General features: G+C 64.5%; 27 protein-coding genes. 14 read left to right on the plus strand and 13 right to left on the minus strand.

What is annotated here, in order from left to right:
- The first annotated feature begins 55 nt into the window (after window positions 1-55).
- From AWY79_RS05735 to gltX, 5 genes are all read left to right on the plus strand, one after another.
- Window positions 56-685: an MBL fold metallo-hydrolase gene (locus AWY79_RS05735; RefSeq protein WP_066801463.1), complete on the plus strand. Its 630-nt coding sequence runs from the start codon at window positions 56-58 to the stop codon at window positions 683-685.
- A 122-nt stretch (window positions 686-807) separates the two neighbouring features.
- Complete coding sequence (locus AWY79_RS05740) at window positions 808-2,058, plus strand: OprD family outer membrane porin (RefSeq protein WP_066801465.1); 1,251 nt, start codon at window positions 808-810, stop codon at window positions 2,056-2,058.
- Window positions 2,059-2,164: 106 nt separating this feature from the next.
- Window positions 2,165-3,232 carry an HDOD domain-containing protein gene (locus AWY79_RS05745; RefSeq protein ID WP_066801467.1) on the plus strand — a complete coding sequence of 356 codons (1,068 nt, stop codon included), beginning with the start codon at window positions 2,165-2,167 and terminating at the stop codon, window positions 3,230-3,232.
- Window positions 3,233-3,341: 109 nt separating this feature from the next.
- On the plus strand, window positions 3,342-3,569 hold the full coding sequence (locus AWY79_RS05750; protein WP_066801470.1) for a NifU family protein: 228 nt from the start codon (window positions 3,342-3,344) through the stop codon (window positions 3,567-3,569).
- 278 nt (window positions 3,570-3,847) lie between these two features.
- A complete protein-coding gene (gene gltX / locus AWY79_RS05755; protein WP_066801472.1) occupies window positions 3,848-5,245 on the plus strand; it encodes a glutamate--tRNA ligase in 1,398 nt (465 codons plus the stop codon).
- Between the two features lie 101 nt (window positions 5,246-5,346).
- On the opposite strand, the gene AWY79_RS05760 is transcribed toward gltX, so the two are convergent.
- Window positions 5,347-5,628 carry an SHOCT domain-containing protein gene (locus tag AWY79_RS05760; RefSeq protein ID WP_078063635.1) on the minus strand — a complete coding sequence of 94 codons (282 nt, stop codon included), beginning with the start codon at window positions 5,626-5,628 and terminating at the stop codon, window positions 5,347-5,349.
- Window positions 5,629-5,884: 256 nt separating this feature from the next.
- Window positions 5,885-6,097, minus strand: a complete 213-nt coding sequence (gene rpmB, locus AWY79_RS05765; RefSeq protein WP_066801477.1) for a 50S ribosomal protein L28 — start codon at window positions 6,095-6,097, stop codon at window positions 5,885-5,887.
- Between the two features lie 208 nt (window positions 6,098-6,305).
- Here rpmB and AWY79_RS05770 point away from each other — a divergent pair, with 208 nt between their 5' ends.
- From AWY79_RS05770 to AWY79_RS18665, 9 genes are all read left to right on the plus strand, one after another.
- On the plus strand, window positions 6,306-6,824 hold the full coding sequence (locus AWY79_RS05770; RefSeq protein WP_066801480.1) for a YceD family protein: 519 nt from the start codon (window positions 6,306-6,308) through the stop codon (window positions 6,822-6,824).
- A gap of 72 nt (window positions 6,825-6,896) precedes the next feature.
- Window positions 6,897-7,076 carry a 50S ribosomal protein L32 gene (rpmF, locus tag AWY79_RS18155; RefSeq protein ID WP_078063636.1) on the plus strand — a complete coding sequence of 60 codons (180 nt, stop codon included), beginning with the start codon at window positions 6,897-6,899 and terminating at the stop codon, window positions 7,074-7,076.
- Window positions 7,077-7,086: 10 nt separating this feature from the next.
- Window positions 7,087-8,118 carry a phosphate acyltransferase PlsX gene (gene plsX / locus AWY79_RS05775; RefSeq protein ID WP_199533853.1) on the plus strand — a complete coding sequence of 344 codons (1,032 nt, stop codon included), beginning with the start codon at window positions 7,087-7,089 and terminating at the stop codon, window positions 8,116-8,118.
- A 77-nt stretch (window positions 8,119-8,195) separates the two neighbouring features.
- Window positions 8,196-9,182, plus strand: a complete 987-nt coding sequence (locus AWY79_RS05780) for a beta-ketoacyl-ACP synthase III (protein WP_066801486.1) — start codon at window positions 8,196-8,198, stop codon at window positions 9,180-9,182.
- A 141-nt stretch (window positions 9,183-9,323) separates the two neighbouring features.
- The gene (fabG, locus tag AWY79_RS05785; protein WP_066801489.1) at window positions 9,324-10,067 is read left to right on the plus strand and encodes a 3-oxoacyl-[acyl-carrier-protein] reductase; all 744 of its coding nucleotides are present in this window, start codon (window positions 9,324-9,326) and stop codon (window positions 10,065-10,067) included.
- A gap of 37 nt (window positions 10,068-10,104) precedes the next feature.
- A complete protein-coding gene (locus AWY79_RS05790; RefSeq protein ID WP_066801491.1) occupies window positions 10,105-10,338 on the plus strand; it encodes an acyl carrier protein in 234 nt (77 codons plus the stop codon).
- 101 nt (window positions 10,339-10,439) lie between these two features.
- Window positions 10,440-11,678: a beta-ketoacyl-ACP synthase II gene (fabF, locus tag AWY79_RS05795; protein ID WP_066801493.1), complete on the plus strand. Its 1,239-nt coding sequence runs from the start codon at window positions 10,440-10,442 to the stop codon at window positions 11,676-11,678.
- A gap of 555 nt (window positions 11,679-12,233) precedes the next feature.
- Complete coding sequence (gene glyA, locus AWY79_RS05800; RefSeq protein ID WP_066801496.1) at window positions 12,234-13,472, plus strand: serine hydroxymethyltransferase; 1,239 nt, start codon at window positions 12,234-12,236, stop codon at window positions 13,470-13,472.
- A 155-nt stretch (window positions 13,473-13,627) separates the two neighbouring features.
- Window positions 13,628-14,188, plus strand: a complete 561-nt coding sequence (locus tag AWY79_RS18665) for a hypothetical protein (protein ID WP_133986984.1) — start codon at window positions 13,628-13,630, stop codon at window positions 14,186-14,188.
- A gap of 60 nt (window positions 14,189-14,248) precedes the next feature.
- On the opposite strand, the gene AWY79_RS05805 is transcribed toward AWY79_RS18665, so the two are convergent.
- The 11 genes from AWY79_RS05805 to murG form a co-directional block, all read right to left on the minus strand.
- Complete coding sequence (locus tag AWY79_RS05805) at window positions 14,249-14,944, minus strand: M15 family metallopeptidase (protein WP_078063637.1); 696 nt, start codon at window positions 14,942-14,944, stop codon at window positions 14,249-14,251.
- Between the two features lie 63 nt (window positions 14,945-15,007).
- A complete protein-coding gene (locus AWY79_RS05810; RefSeq protein WP_066801498.1) occupies window positions 15,008-15,748 on the minus strand; it encodes a dienelactone hydrolase family protein in 741 nt (246 codons plus the stop codon).
- A gap of 78 nt (window positions 15,749-15,826) precedes the next feature.
- Window positions 15,827-16,579, minus strand: a complete 753-nt coding sequence (locus tag AWY79_RS05815) for a substrate-binding periplasmic protein (RefSeq protein WP_066801500.1) — start codon at window positions 16,577-16,579, stop codon at window positions 15,827-15,829.
- Window positions 16,580-16,861: 282 nt separating this feature from the next.
- Complete coding sequence (locus AWY79_RS05820) at window positions 16,862-17,095, minus strand: hypothetical protein (RefSeq protein ID WP_066801501.1); 234 nt, start codon at window positions 17,093-17,095, stop codon at window positions 16,862-16,864.
- A complete protein-coding gene (locus AWY79_RS05825) occupies window positions 17,092-18,723 on the minus strand; it encodes a radical SAM protein (RefSeq protein ID WP_233491015.1) in 1,632 nt (543 codons plus the stop codon). The genes AWY79_RS05820 and AWY79_RS05825 overlap by 4 nt, the downstream gene beginning before the upstream one ends.
- A 61-nt stretch (window positions 18,724-18,784) precedes the next feature.
- Window positions 18,785-20,038 carry a cell division protein FtsZ gene (ftsZ, locus tag AWY79_RS05830; RefSeq protein ID WP_066801507.1) on the minus strand — a complete coding sequence of 418 codons (1,254 nt, stop codon included), beginning with the start codon at window positions 20,036-20,038 and terminating at the stop codon, window positions 18,785-18,787.
- Window positions 20,039-20,233: 195 nt separating this feature from the next.
- Complete coding sequence (ftsA, locus tag AWY79_RS05835) at window positions 20,234-21,472, minus strand: cell division protein FtsA (RefSeq protein ID WP_066801510.1); 1,239 nt, start codon at window positions 21,470-21,472, stop codon at window positions 20,234-20,236.
- Between the two features lie 41 nt (window positions 21,473-21,513).
- Complete coding sequence (locus AWY79_RS05840) at window positions 21,514-22,407, minus strand: cell division protein FtsQ/DivIB (RefSeq protein WP_066801513.1); 894 nt, start codon at window positions 22,405-22,407, stop codon at window positions 21,514-21,516.
- On the minus strand, window positions 22,404-23,285 hold the full coding sequence (murB, locus tag AWY79_RS05845; RefSeq protein WP_066801516.1) for a UDP-N-acetylmuramate dehydrogenase: 882 nt from the start codon (window positions 23,283-23,285) through the stop codon (window positions 22,404-22,406). Before murB ends, AWY79_RS05840 begins: the two co-directional genes overlap by 4 nt.
- 8 nt (window positions 23,286-23,293) lie before the next feature.
- Window positions 23,294-24,688 carry a UDP-N-acetylmuramate--L-alanine ligase gene (murC, locus tag AWY79_RS05850; protein WP_066807038.1) on the minus strand — a complete coding sequence of 465 codons (1,395 nt, stop codon included), beginning with the start codon at window positions 24,686-24,688 and terminating at the stop codon, window positions 23,294-23,296.
- Between the two features lie 62 nt (window positions 24,689-24,750).
- Window positions 24,751-25,821, minus strand: coding sequence for an undecaprenyldiphospho-muramoylpentapeptide beta-N-acetylglucosaminyltransferase (murG, locus tag AWY79_RS05855; protein ID WP_066807040.1), 1,071 nt, complete (start codon window positions 25,819-25,821; stop codon window positions 24,751-24,753).
- Between the last annotated feature and the right edge of the window lie 2 nt (window positions 25,822-25,823).

The raw sequence follows: 25,823 nt of genomic DNA on the forward strand, positions 1-25,823 counted from the left end.
TGTATTCGTTTTCGTCACCGCATCCATACGCCAAGGACAACCGTGGGGGCAAGTCGTGGTCAAGCTGACCGTCGAGACCTTCATCCTCGGTCCCCAGGAGACCAACTGCTACCTTCTCAGCCGGGAGGGGCGGGCGGTCGTGGTGGACGCCGGGATCGAGCCGAAGCGGCTCGTCGAGCGCATCTCGGCCCTGGGGCTCACGCTGGAAGCGGTCTACCTGACCCACTTTCACATGGACCATATCGGCGGGGTCAAGGAACTCCTTGAGGTCCATCCCGCGCCGGTCTTCGCCAGCGCCGGGGACGAGTTCCTGCGGGAGCTGTCCTTCGAGGCGGGCGGCAACCGGGAGTTCGCGCCGTTCATCGATTTTCCGTACACCGCCATCGGCCCGGGCAAGCGCACGGTCCTGGGCCAGCCCATGCTCGTCCTGGACACGCCGGGACATACGCCGGGCAGCCTGTCCTACTTCTTCCCGGCGGCCGGGTGCGTGTTCACCGGCGACCTGATCTTCATGATCGCGGTGGGGCGCACGGATCTGCCGCGCGGCAGCTCGTCCGACCTGCTCGGGTCCGTCCGCTCGCGGATATTCGGCCTGCCCGGAGAGACCCGCATCTATTCGGGCCACGGCCCCATGACCACGGTGTGCCACGAACAGGCGAACAACCCGCATTTTATTTTTTCCTGAGTTCGCGAACTCGAAAACCGTTCGGGGGTTGATCCCGTCGGCGGGAAAGCGCATATTGTACGCGGTGCTGCGGGGATTGCGTCCGGCAGCGGAGAGGTTTTCCCATAACAAAGGATCGTCCCGTGCTCAGAAAAATCACCGGCCTTGCCCTGGCCCTGCTGCTGTCCCTGCTGTTCACCGCCGCCGCTTTCGCCGCCGACGAGGAAAAGAAGGCGTCGGAATGGGGAACCGTCACCGGCCAGGCCCGGCTCTATTACTTCACCCAGCGGAACAAGACCACGGGAGACGATTTCGACAACATCAAGGAGTCCTTCGCCCTGGGCGGCTGGCTCAAATACGAGACCCCGTGGCTGATGGATCATTTCGGCGGCGGCGCGGCCCTGTACGGGACCATGCCGATCTCCGGGGAGCTGAACCAGCGGAAGCAGGGCGGCACCGGGCTGCTCGACCCCGCGAACAACGAGGGCTTCGCGGTCCTGGGCGAGGCGTACCTCAAGGCGCGCTATTCCGAGACCGAGGCGCGGGTCTGGCGGCAGCGGCTGGAGACCCCGTTCATCAACAGCAACGACAGCCGGATGCTGCCGCAGTCCTATGAGGCCTACGGGTTCAAATCCTCGGACATCGACACCGTGCAGGCCAGCCTGTACTGGGTGGACAAGGAAAAGGCGCGGGACTCCGAGGTCTTCGAGCCCATGACCAAAATGGCCGGGCTGGACGGCACCGACGGCGGCGTGCTCATGGCCGGCGTGGACTGGACCCCGGTGGACGACTACCCGACCCGGTTCTGGAACTACTACGCCCCGGACCTGGACAACACCTTCTTCACCGAGTTGAAGTATCTGTTCGGCGATCCCCAGGGCGTGGCCTACGAGCTGCTCTTCCAGGGCGTGGACCAGCGCAGCGTGGGCGAGCAGCGCGCGGGCAACTACTCCACCGGCGAGGCCGGGCTGATGGGCACGCTCAAGTACGCCGGGATATCCCTGAACGTGGGCGGGTCCATCGTGGACGACTCCTACGGCATCCGCAATTCCTGGGGCAACTACCCGTTCTTCAACAACCTGATGAGCTACGCCTTCAACCGGGCGGGCGAAAAGACGCTGCTCCTCGGCGTGGGGTACGACTTCTCCCGCGTGGGGTTCAAGGGGTTCAAGGCCGACGTCAAGGCCGGGTTCGGCGACACCCCGGACTCGGGCCGCAACGCGTCCCCGGACCGCAACGAGTACGACCTGAACACGTATTACGATTTCGACGGCGAACTGAAGGGGCTGAGCCTGCTCGGCCGGTTCTCCTACCAGGATGCGGACGGGGACCTGGGCGGCAAGGACGGTTTCCAGGTCCGGCTGCGGTTGCAGTATAATTTCCAGCTGCTATAGACGGCGTCGATGTTTGACCGCGGTTTTCAAAAAACAACTTTTTATTCATCGTTTTTTATTTTAGCCTTGTTTTCGGCTTGCTTCCATAATCTTTAAGGATCTACAGATGGCAGTTGAAAACGTTTCTCCCACAAACGGGGCCGAATACAGCCCTGAAACGCTTGAAGCCGCGAAAAAACTGCTGACCAAGCGGTTCAAATACATCAGCAAACCCGACGACGCCCTGAAGCGGCTGGCCCGGCTCGGCGCGCGCCGGGTGGCCGTGGACATGACCCGGCACCCGGAGCGGTACGCGCTCATGGAGAGCGTGTCGCCCCTGCCCGACATCCAGCCCCTGGACCCGCTGGACATCCTGCGCCACGACCACCAGCTTCCGGCCCTGCCCCAGGTGTTCCTGGAGCTGCAGCAGGCCATCGGCTCCCGGTCCACCTCGGCCGACGACCTGGCCTCGATCATCAGCCAGGACCCCGGCCTGACCGCGTTTCTCCTGCGCATGGTCAACTCCGCCTTCTACTCCCTGCCCATGCAGATCGACACCATCTCGCGGGCCGTGACCGTGGTCGGCGTGAACCAGCTCTCCACCCTGGCCGTGGGCACCTCGGTCATGTCCCTGTTCAAGGACGTGCCCGCCGACATCATCGACATGGAGCAATTCTGGAAACACTCGGTCTGCTGCGGGCTGATCGCGCGCAGGCTGTGCCGCATCACCGGCAAGGGGGACCCGGAGCGGGCCTTCGTCTCGGGCCTGCTGCACGACATCGGCCAGCTCATCCTGCTCCAGACCGAGTCGGAACGGGCCGTGGCCGTCCACGCCCATGCCCGCGCCAAGGACGTGCTCCTGTTCGCCGAGGAGAAGGCGCTGCTCGGCTTCGACCACGCCACCCTTGGCGGCATGCTGCTGCGCAAATGGAATTTCCCCTACGTTCTGGTCTCGGCGGTGCTGGAACACCATCACCCCAAGCCCGCGAACAAGGAAGCCGAGCCGTTCCTGGTCCACTGCGCCGAGACCATCGCCACCGGTCTGGGCGTCGGGTCCAGCGGCGAATACTTCGTGCAGCCGCCCAACCGTACCGTCTGGGACGCCATGGGGCTGACCCCGGAGCGGCTGGACGAGATGGTCGAGGACCTGGACGAGGAACTGGAAGAGGCGTTCGGCATCCTCATAAAGCCCTGACCCTTTCCCGGATCAACCCGGACCGGCCGGACCGACGCGCTTTGGTTTGACAACGCGCGGTCCAGGCCGTAGTGGTTCCGTCCGAAACCGCAACACGGAGGCATGTCCCATGCTCGATAAAGTGCAAGCCGTGCTGGACAAGGTCCGGCCCATGCTGCAGGCCGACGGCGGCGACGTGGAACTGGTGGAGGTCACCGACACCGGCATCGTCAAGGTCCGCCTGACCGGGGCCTGCAAAGGCTGTCCCATGTCCCAGATGACGCTACGAAACGGCATCGAACGGATCATTCTCAAGGAAATCCCCGAAGTGAAGGGCGTCGAGGCCGTTCAGGAATAAGGCACGCGCCTCCGGCGGCCGGGGGAAGGGGGAAGGGAACCTTTTGCAAAAGGTTCCCTTCCCCCTTCCCCCGGACCCCCATCCCCCAACCCTCCAAAACTCTTTGGGTCGCTGCGCGAGGGCTGGCGGAAAGCGGGAGGTCGCCGATGGGGATAGTTGAAATTTCGTTTAAGGTAGTACCCGCCGCGCCCGCACGACCCGCGAAGCGGCGCTAAAAAGTTTTGGAGGGTCCAGGGAACCTTTTTCAAAAGGTTCCCTGGCCGCCGGAGGCATCCTACATGACCAAGATCGTTTCCCGTTTCGCGCCGAGCCCGACCGGGTTCCTGCATATCGGCGGTGCGCGCACCGCGCTGTTTTCCTGGCTGCTGGCCCGCGCCGCGGGCGGCGAGTTCCGTCTGCGCATCGAGGACACGGACCGCGAGCGGTCCACCCAGGAGGCCACGGACGCCATCATCGATTCCATGCGTTGGCTGGGGCTCGAGCATGACGGCGAGATCGTGTTTCAGTCCGAGCGTTCCGACCGCCACAACGAGGTCATAGACCAGCTCATCGCGTCCGGCCACGCCTACTACTGCCAGTGCTCCAAGGAAGACGTGGACGCCATGCGCGAGAAGGCCATGAAGGAAGGGCGCAAGCCCAAGTACGACGGGACCTGCCGCGAAAAGGGGCTGACCTCCGGCGTGGTCCGGCTCAAGGCTCCCGTGGAGGGCGCCACCGGGTACAAGGATATGGTCAAGGGGTTCATCTCCGTGGAGAACACCGAGATGGACGACATGATCCTGCGGCGCACGGACGGCACCCCGACCTACAACCTGGCCGTGGTGGTGGACGACCACGACATGGGCGTGACCCACGTGCTGCGCGGCGACGACCACGTGAACAACACCCCGCGCCAGATCCTGATCTACCGCGCCCTGGGCTGGGACGTGCCGGAGTTCGGCCACGTGCCCATGATCCTCGGCCCGGACAAGAAGAAGCTTTCCAAGCGCCACGGCGCGCTGTCGGTCATGGAGTACGAGAAGATGGGCTACCTGCCCGAGGCCGTGACCAACTACCTGGCGCGGCTCGGCTGGTCCCACGGTGACCAGGAGCTGTTCACCATGGAAGAGATGGTCGCCCTGTTCTCCACGGACAACCTCGGCAACTCGCCGTCGGTCTTCGACCTGACCAAGTTCGAATGGGTCAACGGCCAGTACATGCAGAAGGCCGACCCGGACCGTCTGGCCGGACTGCTCTGCGATTTCCTGGCCCGCGAGGTGGGCGAGGAGGAGGCCGGGAACGTGTCCCGCGCCGACTTCGCCAAGATCGCGCCCCTGCTCCAGCCCAGGGCCAAGTCCGTGCTGGACATGCTGGAGCAGTCCCGCCCGTTCATCGTGGACGCCGCATTCCTGCCCTATGACGAGGCGGCGGTGAAGAAATTCCTGACCGCCGAGACCAAGCCGCTGCTGGAGGAGATCGCGGACCGCATGGACGCGCTCCCCGAGTTCACGGAAGCCTCCCTGGAGGAGCTGCACAAGCAGTTCATCGAGGAGAAGGACATCAAGTTCAAGGCCATCGCCCAGCCCATCCGCGTGGCCATCATGGGCAAGACCCAGTCCCCCGGCCTGTTCGAGACCATGGTCGTGCTCGGCAAGGCCCAGACCATAGCGCGCATCCGGCGCGCGCTGGAGCTGTAGCGGCTGCGGAGAGCGGGCCGCCTGCAAAAGTGAAGAAAAGCCCCCGCCGGTGCGTCCGGCGGGGGCTTTGTCTTGGGGAGAGGAGTGCTTTTCTATGTCCACTAGCTGCGTTGCAACTCATCCTTCATGCGCTTGTACGTCGGCTCGTCGATCTCGCCGGCGGCGTAGCGCCGTTTGAGGACTTCCTCGGGCGTGCCCGGACCTGAAGAGGTGGCGGGTTTGCGGAACAGGCGCGCCGTGAAATAGATGATCAGTCCTATGACCAGGAGCTGGAAGATCCCCCCGAAATGGAAGGGCATTCCGCCAGCCCAGTTCCCATAGCCTCCGCCGTGCCACAGGCCCGGCCCGGAGCACCAGTTCCCGAATGACGTCAAAAATTCCATGTTGCCTCCACAGTAGGTTTGCCTGGAAGAAAGCATGGACCGTGCCAAACGGCAGGCTTAATGATTTCAGCTGGTTGGGCTTTGCCGAGGCCGCACGCGATGTGCACGTGTGCAGAATTTGCACTGGCGGAGATACGGGTTTCTGCACAAGGCGAGCGGGGCGGCGGGGCAGGGGGCGCGCCGGACAATGGGCGCAAAAAAGCTGCCGCCGATCATCTCGGCGGCAGCAGTGCTCGAAAGCGGAAAAGCGCGAAGCCTATTCGGGCTTCTTGGAGACGACGGGCTTGTTGACCGCGCCGTTGCGGATGCAGCGGGTGCAGGCCTTGATGCTCACGACCTGGCCGGACTCCAGCTGGTGGCGGACCTTCTGCAGGTTCGGCATGAAGCGGCGCTTGGTTTTGATGTGAGAGTGGCTGACGTTGTTGCCGGTCTGGGGACCCTTTCCACAAATATCGCAAACCTGGGACATTGCGACCTCCTATGTATTCAAATGAAATACTTTGTTTTTCTTTGTTGTTCGCCGTAGGATGATGGTAGCTTCCCCATGCGGCGGGAGAGAATCCTTACCGAGCCTCGCAGCAAATGGCAAGGGTTTTTTTCTTGACAGGAGAAAATGATACCATATAGGAAGCACCGGTTGCCCGGCGGAGGAGCCGTGCCGAATCCGGAGAATACCCATGTTTGAATTTTGGCTGCCGATCAGTGATATCGCCGCGGAGGGCAAGACGTTCGTCTTCGACGACCAGGCGCTCTGGCGTGAGGCGTGGCGTGAATTCAAGCTGGAGGTCCGGCCGGCCCGCGACTTGGTGGCCGAGTACACCGTTCAGCCCCAGGGCGACGAGGGCGCACTGGTGCGCGGCACCCTCAAGGGCGCCGTGCAGCTGCCCTGCGACCGCTGCGCCGAATCCTTCGAGCACGCCATCGACGTCGACTTCGACGCCTATGAGCAGCTGCCTGACGGCGAGGACGACGGCGAGCCGCGCATGCGTCTGGAGAACGGCCAGCTTCAGCTGGACATGGGCGCCATCCTCTGGGAGGAATTCGCCCTGGCCCTGCCGTTCAAGCCGCTGTGTTCCGAGGACTGCCAGGGCGTCTGCCCCGGCTGCGGCGCGGACCTCAATTCCGGCGAATGCACCTGCAAGCGGGATGAGGGCGACGAAAGGCTTGCGGTTTTCCGCGACTTGAAGATAAAGTAACGCCCCCTGCCCGGGAGCCCGATGGTTGCCAGGCGGGTCGACGTAAAAAGTACACAATAAGAGGTATGCATCATGGCTGTCCCTAAGAAGAAAACTTCCAAGTCCCGTAAGGGCATGCGCCGTTCCCACGATCACGTCGCAACCCCCAACGTCGTTTACTGCGAGTGCGGTGAGCCGAACCTTCCCCATCGCGCCTGCGCCGTCTGCGGCTCCTACAAGGGCCGTCAGGTCGTCAGCGGAGACGATGCCTAACACCGGCGAAATTCAGGCGCCACGGATCGCCGTGGACGCCATGGGGGGAGATTTCGGCCCCCGGATCGTCGTACCCGCAGCGGTGGATGCCGCTCGCGAGGGCATTTCCATTGTCCTCGTGGGCGACGAACAGCGGGTCAAGGCAGAGCTTGACAAACTCGACACCCAAGGGCTGGACATCGAAATCGTCCACGCCTCGCAGGTGGTCGAGATGGACGACAAACCCGCCGACGCCTTGCGCCGCAAAAAGGACTCCTCCATCCAGGTGGCTTGCCGCCTGGTCAAGGAAGGGGGGGCTCACGGCGTGGTCTCGGCCGGCAACTCCGGCGCTTCCGTGGCCTGCGGCATGTTCGTGCTCGGCCGGATTCCCGGCGTGCAGCGCCCGGCCCTGGCCGGCATCCTGCCCACGGAGAAGAATCCCGTGGTGCTCATCGACGTGGGCGCCAACGTGGACTCAAAGCCGCAGCACCTGCTCCAGTTCGGCCTCATGGCCGACGTCCTGGCCCGGCACGTCCTCGGCGTGCAGGACCCGTCCGTGGGCATCCTGTCCATCGGCGAGGAGGAGGGCAAGGGCAACGCGGCCGTGCGCGAGGCGTTCGACCTGCTCAAACGCTCCCAGCTCCGCTTCATCGGCAACGTCGAGGGCCGCGACATCTTCACCGGAGAGGTGGACATCGTGGTCTGCGACGGGTTTGTGGGCAACGTGGCCCTCAAGCTGTCCGAGGGGCTGGCCCGCTCCCTGAGCCGCATCCTCAAGGACGAGCTCAAGTCGAGCTGGCTGTCCATGCTCGGCACGCTGCTCTCCTTCGGCGCCTTCAAGCGCTTCAAGAAGATCGTGGACTACGCCGAATACGGCGGAGCGCCGCTGCTCGGCCTGCGCGACATCGTCATCGTGGCCCACGGCAAGTCCAACGAACTGGCCATGACCAACTGCATCCGCATGGCCGCCACCAGCGTCCGCAACAACGTCCACGGCCACCTGGCCGAAGGGCTTGCCGCGCACAAGGACCTGGCCGCCAAACCCGACAGGAACGCTGCCTGACGCAGCCCCGACGCGGGGCGTGTGCAATTCCTTGCGCAGCTTGACCGCGCCTTTCCATTGGCATAGAGACCCAATCCATGACCAATTTCATCCTTCGCGGCTTTGGCCTGTACGCGCCTGAAAAGGTGATGACCAACGCCGATCTCGAGAAAATCGTCGATACCAACGACGAGTGGATCACCACCCGCACCGGGATCAAGCAACGGCACATCGCCGCCGAGGGAGAGGCCACATCCGACATGGCCCTCAACTCCTCACGCCAGGCCCTGGCCCAGGCGGGCATCGACCCCTCGGAGCTGACCCACATCGTCTGCGCCACCTTCACCCCGGACTCCGTGATCCCCTCGGCCGCCTGCCGGTTGCAGGAGAAGCTCGGCATCTCCGGCCAGATGTGCCTGGACGTTCAGGCGGCCTGCTCCGGCTTCCTCTACGCCCTGCAGACCGGGCGCGGTTATCTCTGCCTGGAGCCGGACAGCAAGGTCCTGGTGGTGGCCAGCGAGATCGTCACCCGGCGCATGAACTGGGAGGACCGGGCCACCTGCGTCCTGTTCGGCGACGCCTCGGGCGCGGTGGTCCTGACCGGCGGCGAGCCCGACGACGGTCCCCGCGTCCTGGACATCATGCTCGCGGCGGACGGCGCGCTCGGCGACCTGCTCACGGTCAACGGCGGCGGCTCGGCCTACTCCTACAAGCTGGGCGAACCCGTGGGGCCCGAATATTTCGTCGAGTTCCAGGGCCGCGAGGTCTTCAAGCACGCCGTGCGGAACATGACCGAGATCTGCGAGGCCATCCTCAAGCGCAACGGGCTGGACAAGTCGGACGTGGACGTGCTCCTGCCGCACCAGGCCAACTACCGCATCATCGACGCCGTGGGCCGCCGGTTCGAGATCCCCGAAGAGCGCATCTTCGTGAACATCGACAAGTACGGCAACACCTCCGCCGCCTCGGTGCCCGTGGCCCTGGCCGAGGCCGTGCACTCCGGGTTCATCAAGAAGGGCGACCTGGTCATCGTCCCCACCTTCGGGGGCGGTTTCACCTGGGGCGCGGCGCTCATTCGGTTCTAGATTTTTCAAACTACTGTTTGTTTGCCTTTTGCAGATAAATGGGGAATAAACTTTTTGGTTACAATCAGGGACGCAATTTGCAGTCCGTGGTCAATTGGTATATTGGGTCCTGACCACTAGAGAACATCACGAGGTTATTCGATGAGCGAGCTTTCCAAAGTCGCACTGGTGACGGGCGGTTCCAGGGGAATCGGCAAGGCGGTGGCCGAGAGGCTGGCCGCCGACGGATTCGAGGTGTACATCACCTACGTCAGCCGTCCCGAGGCCGCCGACGCGGCGGTGGACGCCATCGTCAAGGCGGGCGGCAAGGCCCGTGCCTTCAAGCTCGACTCCGGCGACCGCGAGTCCGTCGCCGCCTTCTTCAAGGACGAGATCAAGGGCAAGGTCGCCCTCGAGGTGCTGGTCAACAACGCGGGCATCACCCGCGACGGCCTGATGATGCGCATGAAGGACGAGGACTGGGACAAGGTCCTGGAGATCAACCTCACCGGCTGTTTCGTCTTCCTCAAGGAGGCGTCCAAGATCATGGGCAAGCAGCGTTCCGGCCGGATCATCAACATCTCCTCCGTGGTCGGACAGATGGGCAACGCGGGCCAGGCCAACTACTGCGCCGCCAAGGCGGGCCTCATCGGCCTGACCAAGTCCGCCGCCCGCGAGCTGGCCGGTCGTTCCATCACGGTCAACGCAGTGGCCCCCGGTTTCATCGAGACCGACATGACCGCCGAACTGCCCGAAAAGACGGTCGCGGCCATGCTCGAACAAATTCCGTTAAAGTCCCTCGGGCAGTCCGAGGATATCGCAGCCGCCGTCTCCTTCCTGGCAGGCCCCGGAGCCGGGTACATCACCGGCCAGGTGATCGGAGTCAATGGCGGCATGTACATGTAATCAAGAAATAAAAACTCATTTGGTAGTGGAGGAAATTATGTCCGACGTAGCAGCTAAAGTGAAAGAGATCATTGTCGACCAGCTGGGTGTGTCCGAAGACGAAGTCGTCGAGAGCGCCGCTTTCGTGGAAGACCTGGGCGCCGATTCCCTGGACCTGACCGAACTGATCATGGCCATGGAAGAGGAATTCGACCTGGAAATCGACGACGAACAGGCCCAGAAGATCCTCAAGGTCGGCGACGCCATCTCTCACATCGAGAAGGCCATCTAGGCTTGATCGACTAAAGTACATATATTGCGAGCGTCTTTCCCGTGACAACGGGTTAAGGCGCTCCTTTCATTATCCCAACCCAGACACAACGGGCAGGTACTATGAACAGGGTAGTTGTTACCAGCGTAGCCGCCGTCACGCCGCTTGGCAACGACGTCGAAACCAGCTGGCAGAACCTCCTGGCCGGGAAATCCGGCATCGGACAGATCACCAAGTTCGACACCTCGGAATACGCCACGACCATTGCCGGAGAGGTCAGGGGATTCGATCCCGAACTCTACATCGGCAAGAAAGAGGCGCGGCGCATGGAGACCTTCACCCAGTACGCGGTGGGCGCCTCCAGGATGCTCTTCGAGGCCGCCGGCTGGTCCATCCCCGAGGCCGAGCGGTCCCGCGTGGGCACCATCATCGGCGTCGGGCTGGGCGGACTGGAGACCATCGAGGACTCCCACGAGAAGCTCCTGAAACGGGGACCGAGAAAGGTTTCGCCCTTTTTCATTCCCATCCTCATCGCCAACATGGCCGCCGGACAGGTCTCCATCGAGACCGGGGCCATGGGCCCCAACATCTGCACCACCACGGCCTGCGCCTCGGGCACCCACGGCATCGGCACGGCGTACACCGACATCGCCATGGGCCGCGTTGACGCCATGATCTGCGGCGGCGCGGAATCCACCATCTCCCCCCTGGCGGTGGCCGGATTCAACGCCATGAAGGCCCTGTCCGTGCGCAACGACGAGCCGGAGCTCGCGTCCCGGCCCTTCGACAAGGACCGCACCGGCTTCGTCATGGGCGAAGGGTGCGGCCTGCTGCTCCTCGAATCCCTGGAGCACGCGGAGAAGCGCGGGGCCACCATCCTGGCCGAGATCGTCGGTTATGGCGCGTCCGGCGACGCGTACCACATGACCGCGCCGCCCGAGGACGGCTCCGGCATGGCCTTCGCCATGGCCGCCGCCATCCGCGAGGCCGGGATCGATCCCTCCGCGATCGACCACATCAATGCCCACGGCACCTCCACCTACCTGAACGACCTGTGCGAGACCAGGGCGCTCAAGAAGGTGTTCGGCGACCACGCCTACAACCTCGCCATCTGCGCCAACAAGTCCCAGATGGGACACCTGCTCGGCGCGGCGGGCGGCGTCGAAGGCGTCTTCGCCGTCAAGACCCTCTCCGAGGGCATCATCCCCGGCACCCTGAACAGGACCGAACCCGACCCCGAATGCGACCTGGACTACTGTGTGGACGGCCCGCGCAAGCAACAGGCCGAATACGCCCTGTCCAACTCCTTCGGATTCGGCGGCACCAACGCCTGCGTCCTCTTCAAACGGTTCACCGGGTAACCGAAAGATCACCCAAAGGGCCGCGCAAGCGGCCCTTTTTTTGTTGCCTCCGGCGGCCAGGGGGAAGGGGCAGAGGGGAACCCTTTGGAAAAGGGCTTCCCCTCTGCCCCTTCCCCCTGGACCCCCATCCCCATCTCCCCTCCCAAACTTTTTGGGTCGCTTCGCGAAGGGGGGGATGGAAAAGCGAATTTCTAAGCCGAACTTTCTTGCCTAACCCATAGTATGATGGATACAAGAGGCGGGCATGAGGCTGCCGACGCGCACCGCGAAGCGGCGATACAAAGTTTTGAAGGGGAGTCCAGAGGGGAAACTTTTTCAAAAGTTTCCCCTCTGGCCGCCGGAGGCATTCCCCCCTCCTTGGCACAACCGGGTCGCCCGAACGGGCGGGCCGTTATTGATATAAGGACGGATCTCCAGCCCACGGGGCATGGCGGGAGCGCCTGCCGGGAGCGGTGAAAAAGCCGTGACCGTTGATGGTGGCGCGAGGATCGCCGGGTTTCTCCGATTGGGTTGGGAAGCCATTCGCATCCACTTCTTACTTGTGAGGAAAACACCATGGAAGAGCTGTTTATCCAGGACCCGGCGGTTGCCGCCGCCATTGCCGACGAGGTTGATCGCCAGGTTTCCAAGCTGGAGCTGATCGCCAGCGAGAATTTCGTGTCCACGGCCGTGCGCCAGGCCCAGGGGTCGGTCATGACCCACAAGTACGCCGAGGGCTATCCGGGCAAACGTTGGTACGGCGGCTGCGAGTTCGTGGACGAGGTCGAGGACCTGGCCCGCGACCGCGCCAAGGAGCTGTTCGGCGCGGCCTATGCCAACGTCCAGCCCCACTCCGGCTCCCAGGCCAACATGGCCGTCTACTTCGCGGCCTGCCAGCCCGGCGACACCGTGCTCGGCATGGACCTGTCCCACGGCGGCCACCTGACCCACGGCTCCCCGGTCAACTTCTCCGGCAAGCTGTTCAACATGGTGCATTACGGCGTGTCCCGCGAGACCCAGACCATCGACTACGACCAGGTCGAGGCGCTGGCCAAGGAGCACAAGCCGACCATGATCATCGCCGGTGCGTCCGCCTATCCCCGGATCATCGATTTCGCCCGCTTCCGCGCCATCGCCGACGAGGTCGGAGCCAAGCTGATGGTCGACATGGCCCACATCGCGGGCCTGATCGCCGCGGGCGAGCATCCGTCCTGCATCGAGCACGCCCACTACACCACCACCACGACCCACAAGACCCTGCGCGGCCCGCGCGGCGGCATGATCCTTGGGGCCGAGGACCTGGAGCAGGAGCTGAACTCCAACATCTTCCCGGGCATCCAGGGCGGCCCGCTGATGCACGTCATCGCGGCCAAGGCCGTGGCCTTCGGCGAGGCGCTGTCCCCCGGTTTCGTGGAGTACCAGCAGCAGGTGGTCAAGAACGCCAAGCAGCTGGCCGCGTCCCTGACCGAGGCGGGCTACACCCTGGTCTCCGGCGGCACCGACAACCACATGATGCTCATGGACCTGTCCGGGAAGGACTACACCGGCAAGGACGCCCAGATCGCGCTCGACAAGGCGGGCATCACCGCCAACAAGAACACCATCCCGTTCGAGACCAAGTCCCCGTTCCAGACCTCGGGCATCCGTCTGGGCACCCCGGCCCTGACCACCCGCGGCATGATCGAGGAAGACATGATCGTGGTCGCCGAAGCCATCGTGGCCGCCCTCGAGAACATGAACGACGACAAGACCCTCGGCGAGATCGCCTCCGAAGTCGAGGAGTTCGCCCGCGAATTCCCCCTCTACGCCTGGTAGACCGCGCTTCGACGCTATTGAATGAAACCGCCCCGCAGGTGATCCTGCGGGGCGGTTTTTATTATGCCTTCTGCCCATTATGGCAATTTATGTTTGCCATAAGGTGGTTGTTGAAAGCATGACGTATATTGTATGCAATATTTAAGGAGAGGGTTATGAGTGACAGCGCTTACCAGGTTATGAGCCTGCTTTTTCAGGGTGTTACTGCCTTGGCCGCTCTGTGGGCCGTGTTCGTGTCGATATACATTTATAATAAAAAGGAAGCTCCCAAAGTTTACGTGAAATGTAAATTGGGTAGCCATGTCAGCACCCATGGCATATTGGTTTCAGTCTGTAATTTTGGTGATTCGACACTTGCAAACTATAAGGTTGGCTTTGAAATAGGAGTATTTTGTAAACGTCGTATAACTATGGCCCCAGAAGGGGATAGCCTTCGGCACATAGCCTTGCTTGAAGAAATTCCAGCCGGAGAATCAGCAGATGCATTTATCTCCTGGGATGTCTTTGAAAGTAAGTATGAGTTTTTTTTCAAAAGATATTTTCAGGATATAATGTTTTCAAACATTATTAGACGTTCAGGTGTGATTGTTCGGTTGTTATTACTACCAGCGAAATGTTGGGTGGAAATGGATAATTTGAAAATAATGAAATTTCAAATCCATGATGATGTAAGGTCATGTCTAGAATCAGCATATACTCTTAATGACGATCTATAGTTGATGTTTAGGCTATAACCTCGCCGTAATTGTTGTACTTATTAGAATAAAAATAGATAATTATTCCACCGGGAAGTCGAAGTAGGTTTCGGGGTAGGGCTCGTTGCGCAGGGTGAAGTGCCACCATTCGGCTTCGTAGGGCTTGAAGCCGTGCAGGATCATGGTTGCGCGGAGCAGGGCGCGGTTGGCGCGGACCTGGGCCGTGAAGCCCGCGTGGTCGGGCCAGGATTCCAGGCCGAAGAAGTCGAACGGGGTGCCCATGTCCAGCTCCTCGCCCGTCTCCTTGTCGATGATGGTCAGGTCGATGGTCGAGCCGCGCGAGTGGCCGGAGCGGGCCGCGATGTACCCGTCGTTGAACAGGTTGCGCTTTTCCACGTCCGGGTAGTGGGCCGCCTTGGTGCGGGTGTCGTCGAGGTCTTCGGCCCAGCGCACGAAGTGGTCCACGGCGCGCTGGGGGCGGTAGCCGTCGAACAGCTTGAGGGACAGCCCGAACGGGGCCAGGTACGCCTGGACCGCCTTCAGGGCCGTGGCCGCCTCCACCGTGAGAATGACCTTGGGGGCGAGGTAGCCGTCCACCCGCGCGCCCACGAAGTTGTCGCCGGTGTAGTATTTGACGTCCACGGCAGCGGTGGGGAGGAAGTCGTTGACCGTGACGAACCCTTCCGGCCGGGGCTGCGCCGGGGCGGGGGCGGGCAGTAGGGCGACGAGGAGCGCGATCAGGAGCGGAAGAATCGGGAGCAGTCGTTTCAGGCGCATGGGCATATCCCGGTGGTTTTCGCGCCCCGCCGCGGGGACCGGCCCGGCGGCGGGGCTGCGGGGTTACTTCAGGGTGTCGTGCAGGAACGCGGTGAACCGCGCCCAGGACTTCTCGTCCGCGTCCTTGCGGTAGCGGTCCGAGCCGAACACGGTGAACGCGTGGGGCGCGCCGCCGTAGGTGATCATCTCGTGCTTCACGCCCGTACCCTCCAGCTCGGCGGCCAGGGCCGCGAACTGAGTCATGGGCACCGACGCGTCGGCCGTGCCGTGGAACACGAGGATGAATCCCTTGGTGGCCTTGTAGTCCTGCCCCTCGGGCGTGGCAAGGCCGCCGTGGAACGGCACGAACGCCTTGAGCACCGCGCCGGACCGGGCCAGCTCCAGGACCGCGGTGCCGCCGAAGCAATAGCCCATGGCCACGGCGTCGGACAGGTTCGCGCCCAGGTCGGCGGCCTGGTTCAGGCCGCCCATGAGCCGGGCGCGCATGGCGGCCCGGTCCTTGTAGAGCTCGCCGGTCAGCCGCTTGCGCTCGTCCACGGAGTCGGGGCGCACGCCCTTGCCGAACAGGTCCACGGCGAACACGGCGTAGCCCAGCTCGGCCAGCATGTCGGCCCGCTGGATCTCATAGCCGGTCAGCCCGTCCCAGTCGTGGACCAGGAAGACGAGGGGCGCTTTCTCCGCCGGGCTGACGTAATAGCCTTCAAAGGGTTGGCCGTCCACGGCGTAGTCCACGGTCTGCCCCTGGAAGGCCAGGGCCGTCTGGGGGATGAGCAGCAACGACAATATGATGAGCAGTGACTTCATGGCGTTTCTCCTTGGTTCTTTGGGGAACTTTGGAAGCAGGATAGCACGGCGGGCCGGGTGCGCGCGAGGAAAATCGGCTCAGTAGCGGGCCTCGATGGCCTGTATGGTGCCATCCTTCCACATGTCGGCCAGGGCCTTGTCGATCTCCCGCAGGGTATCGCCCATGCGCATGCCCTTTTCGAAACCGATGTAGTTGGGGTCGTGGTTGAAGGGGGCGGGCAGGATCGAGAACTCGTCGCGGTGCTTGCGCAGGTCGGTGTCGTTCTCGATGGTGTGTCGCACCGAGGCCTCGCCGGGCCCGATCAGCGCGACCTGGATGCGCTTGACCAGCAGCATGCGCAGCCTGCACAGCGGGCCGGTGTCCTCGCTGGGGGTGAACACCCGTCCCTTGGCCGAGTCGAAATCGTCGCCGTAGGAAGCGCCTCGGGTCACGCCCACCACCTTGCCCTTGAGGTCGCTGACGGTTTTGTAGGGGAACTCGTTCCCCTTGAGGACCACCAGCCGGATCTCGTCGTAATACATGGCCCCCGAATAATCGAAGATGGTCAGCCGCTCCTTGGTCTTGGACAGGCCGATGAGGCCGCCGTTCCCTGCCTGGGCGAGCATGTAGGCCCGTTTCCAGGGCATCAGCCGGATGTCGAAGGATATCCCGGTGCGGGCCTCGATTTCATGCAGGATGTCCACCAGGATGCCCCTTGGCGTTCCGTTTTCCATCCAGGATTTGGGCGGTGTGGCGTGGTTGCCGAAGATGACCACGGGCTCGGCGGCCCAGGCGGGAGCGACCGCCAGGAGCAGTATCAGGGCGAAGAACCCGGCACGGAAGCTGCGCATGTGCATGACTCCTGTCGGGCCGTGGGGCTGAGAGAGCGCTGTTTCCGGTCGGCCCGTGTTGCAGGAGAATGTATTATGAAATGTGATAGGTTACAATGAAAATATCTATTAATTATAGAGTCGGCGAATCGGGGCGGAGGGAGGCCTGGGAGCCCGACCGCGCGGGCCTGCGAGAAGAAGCTGCCGATCAGGCGGGGGAAGGTTCAGGAGGCCCCAGCTTCCCTCCCCATCCGCTTCGCGAACTGGAGAGTCCCTTCCGCTTCCGGCGGTCCGCGCCGTTCCCTATTTGCGGGAGAAGAGGCACTTCAAAAGGCGGTAGAGACCGAAAGCCATGAAGATGACGCCTGCCGCGACGAATGCCCAGCCGGAGAACTCGAAAGCGGGAAAATCGTCATATTTGCGGACAACGCCCGTCTCCACGATGTCGAACCCCCAGGGAACGAGGAGCAGGCCGAGAAGGAAATTCCCGATTGCGGACCAGATGGCGGTCTTTTCCCGGTCCGTCAGGCGATTCACGCCTCTTCCACCCCGCATCCGGCGCAGTGGGCGCAGCCCCTGGGGGAGCAGCCGGGGGAGACCTTGGACTCCTTGGCGCGCTGCCATTCCTTCCACAGGTGTTCGCGGCGCACGCCGATGTCCACCACTTCCCAGGGGAAGGGCTCGTCCTCGCCGCGCTCGCGGTCCAGGATGTCGGACGGGTCGCCCTTCCAGAGCTTGAGCGCCTTTTTCCAGCCGCCCTGTTCGGCGGCCAGGAGGATGAACTCGGCCAGCTCTTCGCCGCCGCGGGCCAGCAGCCCCTGGAGCCGGGCCTGGAACGGGTCGTCGTGCTGCAGGGTCACGCCCTTGTACGGCTTGGCCATCTTGACCAGGCGCTTCATGCGCTCGTTCAGGGCCGCCTCATCCATCATGGGTGACCACTGGAACGGGGTGAACGGCTTGGGCACCAGGGAGCTGACCCCGATGGTGATGCGCATGAACTGCTTCTTGCGCCCGCCCGGCTCCTCGGATCGGATGCGCACGATCTCGGCCAGGAATTCGGCCAGCTCGTCGTAGTCCGCCTCGGTCTCGCCGGGCCAGCCCGCGATCATGTAGATCTTGAGGTGGTTCACGCCGTACCGGGCGCAGAGCCGGACCGCGTTCAGGAAATCCGCCGGGTCGAGCTTCTTGCTCATCATTTTCCGCAGCCGCTCGCTCGCGCCCTCCAGGGCCAGGGTCACGGTGCGGATGCCGCGCTCGCGAAGGTACACGAGCAGCTCCTCGGTGATGCCGTCGGCGCGCATGGAGGACAGGGAGAACTTCTTCTTGCGTCCGTGCAGCCACTTGAGGAACGGGAGCAGGTCCGGCCAGTCGGTCAGGGCCGTGCCGATGAGCCCCACCTTGGGCGGGTCGGCCAGGTCCACGATGCGCTTGAGCTCGTCCAGGTCGGCGTGGCGGGGCGGGCGGTAGATGAACCCGGCGGCGCAGAACCGGCAGCCGTAGGGGCAGCCCCGGTTGACCTCCAGCAGCAGGGTGTCGCGGAAGGCGGCCTGGCCCGAGATGAAGGCCGAGAATGCGGGGTCGCAGAGCGGACCGGCACCGCCCGAGGCGATGCGCTTGACCGGGGTCTTGGACCGCCCCGGGACGTAGACGCCGGGCAGGTCCTTGACCGCGTCGAGGATGGCGTCCTTGCCCGCGCCGTCAAAGACCAGGGTGCGCAGGGTGTCGAAAAAATCCAGAAACCGTTCCTCGGCCTCGCCCACCCAGAAGCAGTCCACGAAGGGCGCGATGGGGGCCGGGTTGAGGAAGGCGATGGGGCCTCCGGCAATGACCAGAGGGAGGGTCGGGCGTTCCGCCGCCAGCGGCGGAACGCCCGTCGCCCGGAGCGTTCGAGGGAGGCTGAGGAAGTCCTCCTCGAACGTGATGCTCCAGGCTATTACAGGGAATGAGGATAGTGGGCTCTTTGATTCGCGCGTCTTGGGGTCGGTGCCGTCGGTCAGCCCCAGCTTGTCGGGAAACACCCGCTCCACGGCCAGCCCCGGCGCCTCGGCCAGGGTCCGGTAGACGGATTGCCAGCCGATGGCGGACAGGGCGGCCTTGTCCCCTCCGGGGACGGCCAGCGCAACGGGCAGCCGTCCTCCGAGGTCGGGAGCCTTGGGCTCCGACACGCCGTGATACAGGGTACGGGGATCGATGGGTCACCCCCCTAGCACGCGCTTCATGTGGGTCCTAGTCCACGTTCTTTCTGATGAACGCGGGGACGTCGAGGTTGTCTTCCTCGAAGATGAATTCCTCCTCGCCGGGACCGGCCACGGCGCGCTGGGAAACCTGCTGCCGGGGCAGCTCGGTGGTGTTCAGCTCGCCGCCCGCCTTGCGCAGGTAGGCCGGGATGTTCCGGTCGGTGTTCAGCACGCGCTGGTGTCCCGAGCGGCGGGGCTGTTCGGCGGTCTTGTTCACGCCCCGGGGTCCGAGGAGCAGCAGCTTCTGCTGTTCGGCCTTGGACAGCACCGGTTCGGCCTCTTCCATGGCCGGCTCGATGCCGGTGGCGATGACCGTGATGCGCATCTCGTCGCCCGCGTCCGGGTCGAAGACCGTGCCGAAGAAGATCTCGGCGTCGTCGTGGGCTTCCTTGTAGATGATGTCGGCGGCTTCGGAGACCTCGTCGATGAGCATGTCCGGGCCGCAGGTGATGTTGATGAGCACGCCCTTGGCGCCCTCGATGGAGACGTCCTCCAGCAGCGGGCTGGTGATGGCCTTCATGGCCGCTTCCTTGGCCCGGGACTCGCCCGAGGCGATGCCGGTGCCCATGAGCGCCATGCCGGAGTTGGACATGGCCGCCTTGACGTCGGCGAAGTCCAGGTTGATCAGGCCGTGCACGGTGATCAGGTCCGCGATGCCCTTGACCGCGTAGTAGAGCACTTCGTCGGCCTTCTTGAGCATGTCGGAGAAGGACGCCTTCTTGGCGGCCAGCTGGAGCAGCCGGTCGTTGGGGATGGTGATGATGGAGTCCACCACCTCGGCCAGGGCGCGGGTGCCCTCATCGGCCTGGGCCAGACGGCGCTTGCCCTCGAAGTAGAAGGGCTTGGTGACCACGCCCACGGTCAGCGCGCCCAGCTCCTTGGCCACCTGGGCCACGACCGGGGCGGAGCCGGTGCCGGTGCCGCCGCCCATGCCGGCGGTGATGAAGACCATGTCCGAGCCTTCCAGGGCCTCGCGGATCTGCTCCACGGACTCCATGGCCGCGGACCGGCCGATCTCCGGGTTGGCCCCGGCGCCCAGACCCTTGGTCAGCTTCTCGCCGATCTGGATCTTGTGCTCGGCCAGGGATTTGTGGATGTCCTGGCTGTCGGTGTTGGCCACGATGAATTTCACGCCCTTGAGCGCGGACAGGATCATGTTGTTGACCGCATTGCCGCCGCCGCCTCCGCAGCCCACGACCTTTATCTTGGCGTTTGATTCATGTTCGATCTCGAAATATTCCATTTCCTCGTCCTCCTCAGTTTGTTCCCTGTTGTTGGTTTCCCTGTATCCTCAAAATCAGGCTGTTCTAAAACGGCGATCCGCTGCGGTGCTGCAAAAGGTTCAACCCCTCGCGTACGGGGAGTACGCGTCGGCCCTGAACTTTTTTTGCGTCTTGCAGCTCACCATTTTCGAACAGCCTCGGTTTTCAAAGGTCGGTTATGCAATGTCCGAAAACCACTTCTTCATCCGGCCGACGATGCGGTCGAAGCCGGAGTCGTCGCGGATCTTGAAGGGCCGGACCTTCTTGTGCAGTCCTTCCTCCTCGGCCCCGTGGAGCAGCAGGCCGACGGCGGTGGCGTATTTGGGACTCCTGACTTCCTCGGCCAGGCCCCCGATGCCGTCGTGGGGGATGCCTATGCGCACGGGCAGGTCGAAAATCTGCTCGGCCAGCTCCTGCATGCCCTCGATGAGCACGGTGCCGCCGGTCAGGACCACGCCCGCCGCGATCATGTTCTTGAACCCGGACTTGATCAGCTCCTGGTCCACCAGGGCGAGGATTTCCTCGCAGCGCGGCTCGCAGATCTCGGCCAGCACGCGCTTGCTCATGCGCCGGGACTCGCGTCCGCCCACGCTGGGGACCTCGATGATCTCCTCGTTGGTCACCAGGTCGGCCATGGCGCAGCCGTAGTCCATCTTGATCTTCTCGGCGGACATCATGGGCGTGCGCAGCCCGTAGGCGATGTCGTTGGTCAGGTTGTGGCCGCCGAGCGCCAGCACGCTGGTGTGCTTGATGGAGTCCTTGGAGAAGACCGCGATGTCGGTGGTGCCGCCGCCGATGTCCACCAGGGCCACGCCGATCTCGCGCTCCTCGGCCGAGAGCACGGCCTTGCTCGATGCCAGCGACTCCAGGACGATGTTCGAGACGTCGAGCCCCGAACGGTTGCAGGAGCGGATGATGTTCTGGGCCGAGGTCACCGCGCCGGTGACGATGTGGACCTTGACCTCCAGCCGGACGCCGGCCATGCCGAGCGGGTCGGCGATGCCGCGCTGGTCGTCGACGATGAATTCCTGGGGCAGGGTGTGGAGCACCTCGCGGTCCATGGGGATGGCGATGGCCTTGGCGGCCTCGATGACCCGGTCCACGTCGCGCTGGGTGACTTCGCCGCCCTTGACCGCGATGACGCCGTGGGAGTTGAAGCCCTGGATGTGGCTGCCCGCGATGCCCGCGTACACGGTGCGGATGTCGCAGCCGGCCATGAGCTCGGCGTCCTCCAGGGACTTCTTGATGCACTGGACCGTTTTCTCGATGTTGACGACCACCCCGCGCCGCAGCCCGGTGGACGGGGCGGTGCCGATGCCGATGATGTCCACGCCGGTCTCCGACGCTTCGCCCACCACGGTGCATATTTTGGTGGTGCCCACGTCGAGGCCCACAATGAGATCGTTCTTTGCCATGGTAACTCCTTACGTTGTTCCCTGTGAAATATTGTTTTGCGCTAGCCCGCTGCCGGGTCCAGGCGCTTTTTGATCCAGACCTTGTCTCCGCTGGCCGCGATGATGGTGGCGTCCTTGAACTCGTTGCGCCGCATCAGGTCGCGCCAGGCCACTTTGAGGCGCTCCAGCTGAACCTCCCAGCGGTCCGTGGAGAGCTTTACGGTCAGCCCCTTGCCGTCGGCGTGGCCGTCCAGGAAAATCTCCATCTCGTGGGCGCTGGTCAGCCTGATCCAGGCGGTCTGGGCCTGGGTGAAGGGCGTCTGCTGGGCGGCCATCTTGGCCAGGATGCCGGACAGCACCTCCGGGCCTTCGGGCAGGTCGTCCGCCACGCTTAAGATGGGCAGCGAACCGGCCTCGCCGGGGTGCATGGGGGCGATGACCTTGCCGCGCGCGTCCGCGAAGTACAGGCCGTCGCCCTGGCGAATCCAGAAGGCCGGCACCTTCTCGCGCACGTCGATGAGCAGCCGGTCCGGCAGCTCGCGGCGCACGGTCACGGACTCGATCCACGGGTTCCGGTCCAGCCGGTTCTTGACCTCGCCCACGTTCATCTCCAGGCTGTTGAGGCCAAGCCCCACCTGCGCGGTGTCGATGATCGTCCCGTAGCTCAGGCGGGAATTGCCGGTGACCCGGATCTCCTCGAGGTTGAAATAGGGGTGGGCGGTGATGAACCGGTAGCCGTAGAGCAGCCCCACGCCGAGCACGGCCACCAGGGACAGGGCCAGGCTGGCCATGACCAGCCGGACCATGAACTGCCCGGCTCCGGCCAGCTTGCGGTGGGAGCTTTGACGAGGCTTGAGGGTGTTGGCCGGCTTGACCCGCTTGCGGGAGTTGCCGCGCGCGGCGCGCTTGCCGCCCAGGGGCAACCGGCTCTGCTTGCCGATGGTCAGGGTGCTCACAGTATGATGACCTCCGGTTCGAGGTTGACGCCGAATCGTTCCTTGACCTCTTCGCGGCCCATGTTCATCAGCTCCAGCGCGTCGGCGCAGGTGCCGCCGCCCAGGTTGACCAGGAAGTTGGCGTGCAGCTCGGAAAAGGCCATGCCCCCCCGGCGCGCGCCTTTCATGCCGACCTGGTCGAGCAGCTTGCCCGCGCTCTGGTCGGCCGGGTTCTTGAACACGCAGCCCGCGGTCCGGGCCGTGACCGGCTGGGTCTCCTTCTTCTTCCCGTAGACGTCGCGCATGGCGCTCCGCACCGCCTTGGGGTCCGACTCTCTGAGGGCCAGCTCGACCTCCCAGACGAGGCACTTGCCCGCGGGCTTGGCCAGGGAGAAGTGCCGGTAGCTGAAAATGCACTGGTTGGAGTCCAGCCAGACCAGCCCCTGGGCCGGGGACCAGATGCGCACCCGGGTCACCAAATCGCCGATCTCCACGCCGTAGGACCCCGCGTTCATGGCCACGGCCCCGCCCACGGTGCCGGGGATGCCGGTCATGCCCTCCAGGCCGGAGAAGCCCGCCTTCTGCGCCCAGCCGAGCAGGCCGGGGAGCCTGAGCCCCGCGCCGCAGCGCACGATGAGGGTGGATCCGTCCCTTTCCACCCGCTCGGGTCCGAAGGAACCGTCCACGCGGATCAGGGCCAGGTCCAGGGGCTCGTCCGTGACGAGCAGGTTGCTGCCCGCGCCGAGGACAAAGGGCCGCACCGTCTCGCGGAGCAGGAACTCGGACAGCTCGTCCAGGTCCTTCTCCTCGCGCACCACCGCCTCCACGACGGCGGTGCCGCCGACGCGCAGGGTGGTCCGCTCCGAGAGCGAGGGGTTCGCGGTCAATTCGAGGGCCATAAAATCTCCTATGCTCCGTTGTCTTCGTCGTCCGGCCCGTCACCCTGTTCGAGCCAGTTCTCGCCGATGCGCCAGATGGACCCTGCGCCCTGGGTCATGAACAGGTCGCCGGGGTGCAGCAGGTCCTTGAGCCGTTTCTCCAGGGACTCGAAATCCGGGAAGAACTGGACCTTGGTGTCGGACACCTGCTTGATGCCCTGGGCCAGGGACAGCCCGGAGACGCCGGGGATGGGCGACTCCGAGGCCGGGTAGATTTCGGTCAGCAGGAGCAGGTCGGCGTCGGCGAACGCCTTGCAGAACTCGCCGAACAGGGCCTGGGTGCGGGAGAAGCGGTGGGGCTGGAACGCGACCACCAGCCGCCGGTCCGGGTAGCACTCCTTGGCCGTGCGCAGGTTGGCCATGATCTCGGCCGGGTGGTGACCGTAGTCGTCCACCACGATGACGCCCTTACGCTCGCCCTTGCGCTCGAAGCGGCGGCCCACGCCGCCGAAATTGGCCAGGCCGTCGATGATCTCCTGTTTCTCCAGGCCGACCTCCAGGGCCACGCCGATGCACGCCAGGGCGTTCAGGACGTTGTGGGTGCCGGGTTGGGCCACGGTGACCTCGCCCCACTCCTCGCCGTCGAGAAAGACCTTGAACAGGGAGCGCAGGTGGGAGCTGATAATCTCGGCGCGCAGCTTGTTGTGCTTGCCCAGGCCGTAGGTCAGGTACGGGCGCTTGATGAGCGGCAGCAGCCTTTGGACGCCCTCGTCGTCGCCGCAGACCACGTTCATGCCGTAGAAGGGCGTGGAGTTCATGAAGCGCATGAAGGACAGGTCGATGGCGTCCTGGTTGTCGTAGAAATCCATGTGGTCCTTGTCCACGTTGGTGACCACGGTGATGATCGGGGCCAGCCGCAGGAAGGAGCCGTCGGACTCGTCCGCCTCGGCGATCAGGTAGTCGCCCTCGCCCAGCCGGGCGTTGGCCCCGTATGTGTTCAGCTTGCCGCCGATGATCACGGTGGGGTCCAGCCCCGCCTCGGTGAAGATGGTCGCCAGCAGCGAGGTGGTGGTCGTCTTGCCGTGGGTCCCGGCCACGGCGATGCCGGTCCGCAGCCGCATCAGCTCGGCCAGCATCTCGGCGCGGGGGATGATCGGGATGCCGCGCTCGCGGGCCACCACCAGTTCCGGGTTCTTGTCCGGGATGGCCGTGGACTTGATGAGCACGTCCGCCTCGCCCACGTTGTCGGCCCCGTGGCCGATGAACACGGTGGCCCCGAGCTTCTCCAGCCGCCGGACCGCCGCGGACGCGGACAGGTCCGAGCCGGTGACCTTGAACCCCATGTTGATGAGCACCTCGGCGATGCCGTTCATGCCGGACCCGCCGATGCCGACCATGTGAATGTTGTTCACCCTGGCCCGCATGGCCGGGCAGGCCTCGCCGCCCACGGTAAGATACGGTCCCTGTGCTGCCATTTCGAAAACTCCTATGCGAGCCCTTCCAGGCCCGCCACTATATCCGCAGCCGCGTCCTTCCTGGCGAAGGAGCGAGCCGCCGCTTCCATGCCGTCGAGCCTGCCGCGATCCGCGAGCAGCCTGGTCACGGCGTCCGCCAGCCGCGCCCCGGTCAGTTCCGACTGGGGCAGCAGGATGGCCGCGCCGATGTCCGACATGGCTTGTGCGTTCATTGTCTGATGGTCGTGGGCGGCCTGGGGGAAGGGCACGAACAGTGCGGGGACCCCGGCTGCGGCGACCTCGAAGACCGTGGACGCCCCGGACCGGCACACGGCCAGATCGCACAGGGCATACTCGGTCGCCATGTCCTCGATGAAATCCCGGACCTGCGCCGGGTCCGCGTCCGCGGCCTCGTAGGCAGTGCGCACGCGGGAAAAGTCCGCCCGTCCCGCCTGGTGGACCAGGGTCACCCCGGCCTCCATGAGCGCGGGCAGGGCCTCGATGAAGGCGTCGTTGATCGGCTTGGCCCCCTGGCTGCCGCCCAGGACCAGGACCCGCTTGCCCTGCGGTCGTCCGCGCCGCCGGTCGGCGGCCTGGACGATGTCGAGCCGCACCGGGTTGCCGGTGAGCACGGTCTTGTGCGCCGGGAACACGCCCATGCGGTCCGGGAAACTCAGGAAAATTCGGTTGACCAGCTTGCCCAGCGCCTTGTTGGTCACGCCCGGCACCGAGTTCTGCTCGTGCACGGCGGCGGGGATGCCGAGCAGGCGCGCGGCCACCACCGGGCAGAAGCCCGCGTACCCGCCGAAGCCGATGACCGCGTCGGGCCGGAAGCGGAAGAGGGCCCAGGCCGCCCGGGGCACGCCGGTGCCGATCCAGCCCACGGCGGAGACCAGGCCGGGCAGCCCCTTGCCCATGATGCCGCTGGCGGGCAGCTCCATGAACTTCAGGCCGTGCTTGCGGGCCAGGTCGCCCTCGGGGCCGGGACCGCCCATGAAAAGGATGTCCACCCCCCGGTTGCGCAGGGTCAGCGCCGTGGCCACGGCCAGGGCCGGGAAGATGTGGCCGCCGGTGCCGCCGGTGGTCAGGACCACGCGGTTCAGGA

This window comes from Pseudodesulfovibrio indicus (assembly GCF_001563225.1).
Lineage (GTDB): Bacteria > Desulfobacterota > Desulfovibrionia > Desulfovibrionales > Desulfovibrionaceae > Pseudodesulfovibrio > Pseudodesulfovibrio indicus.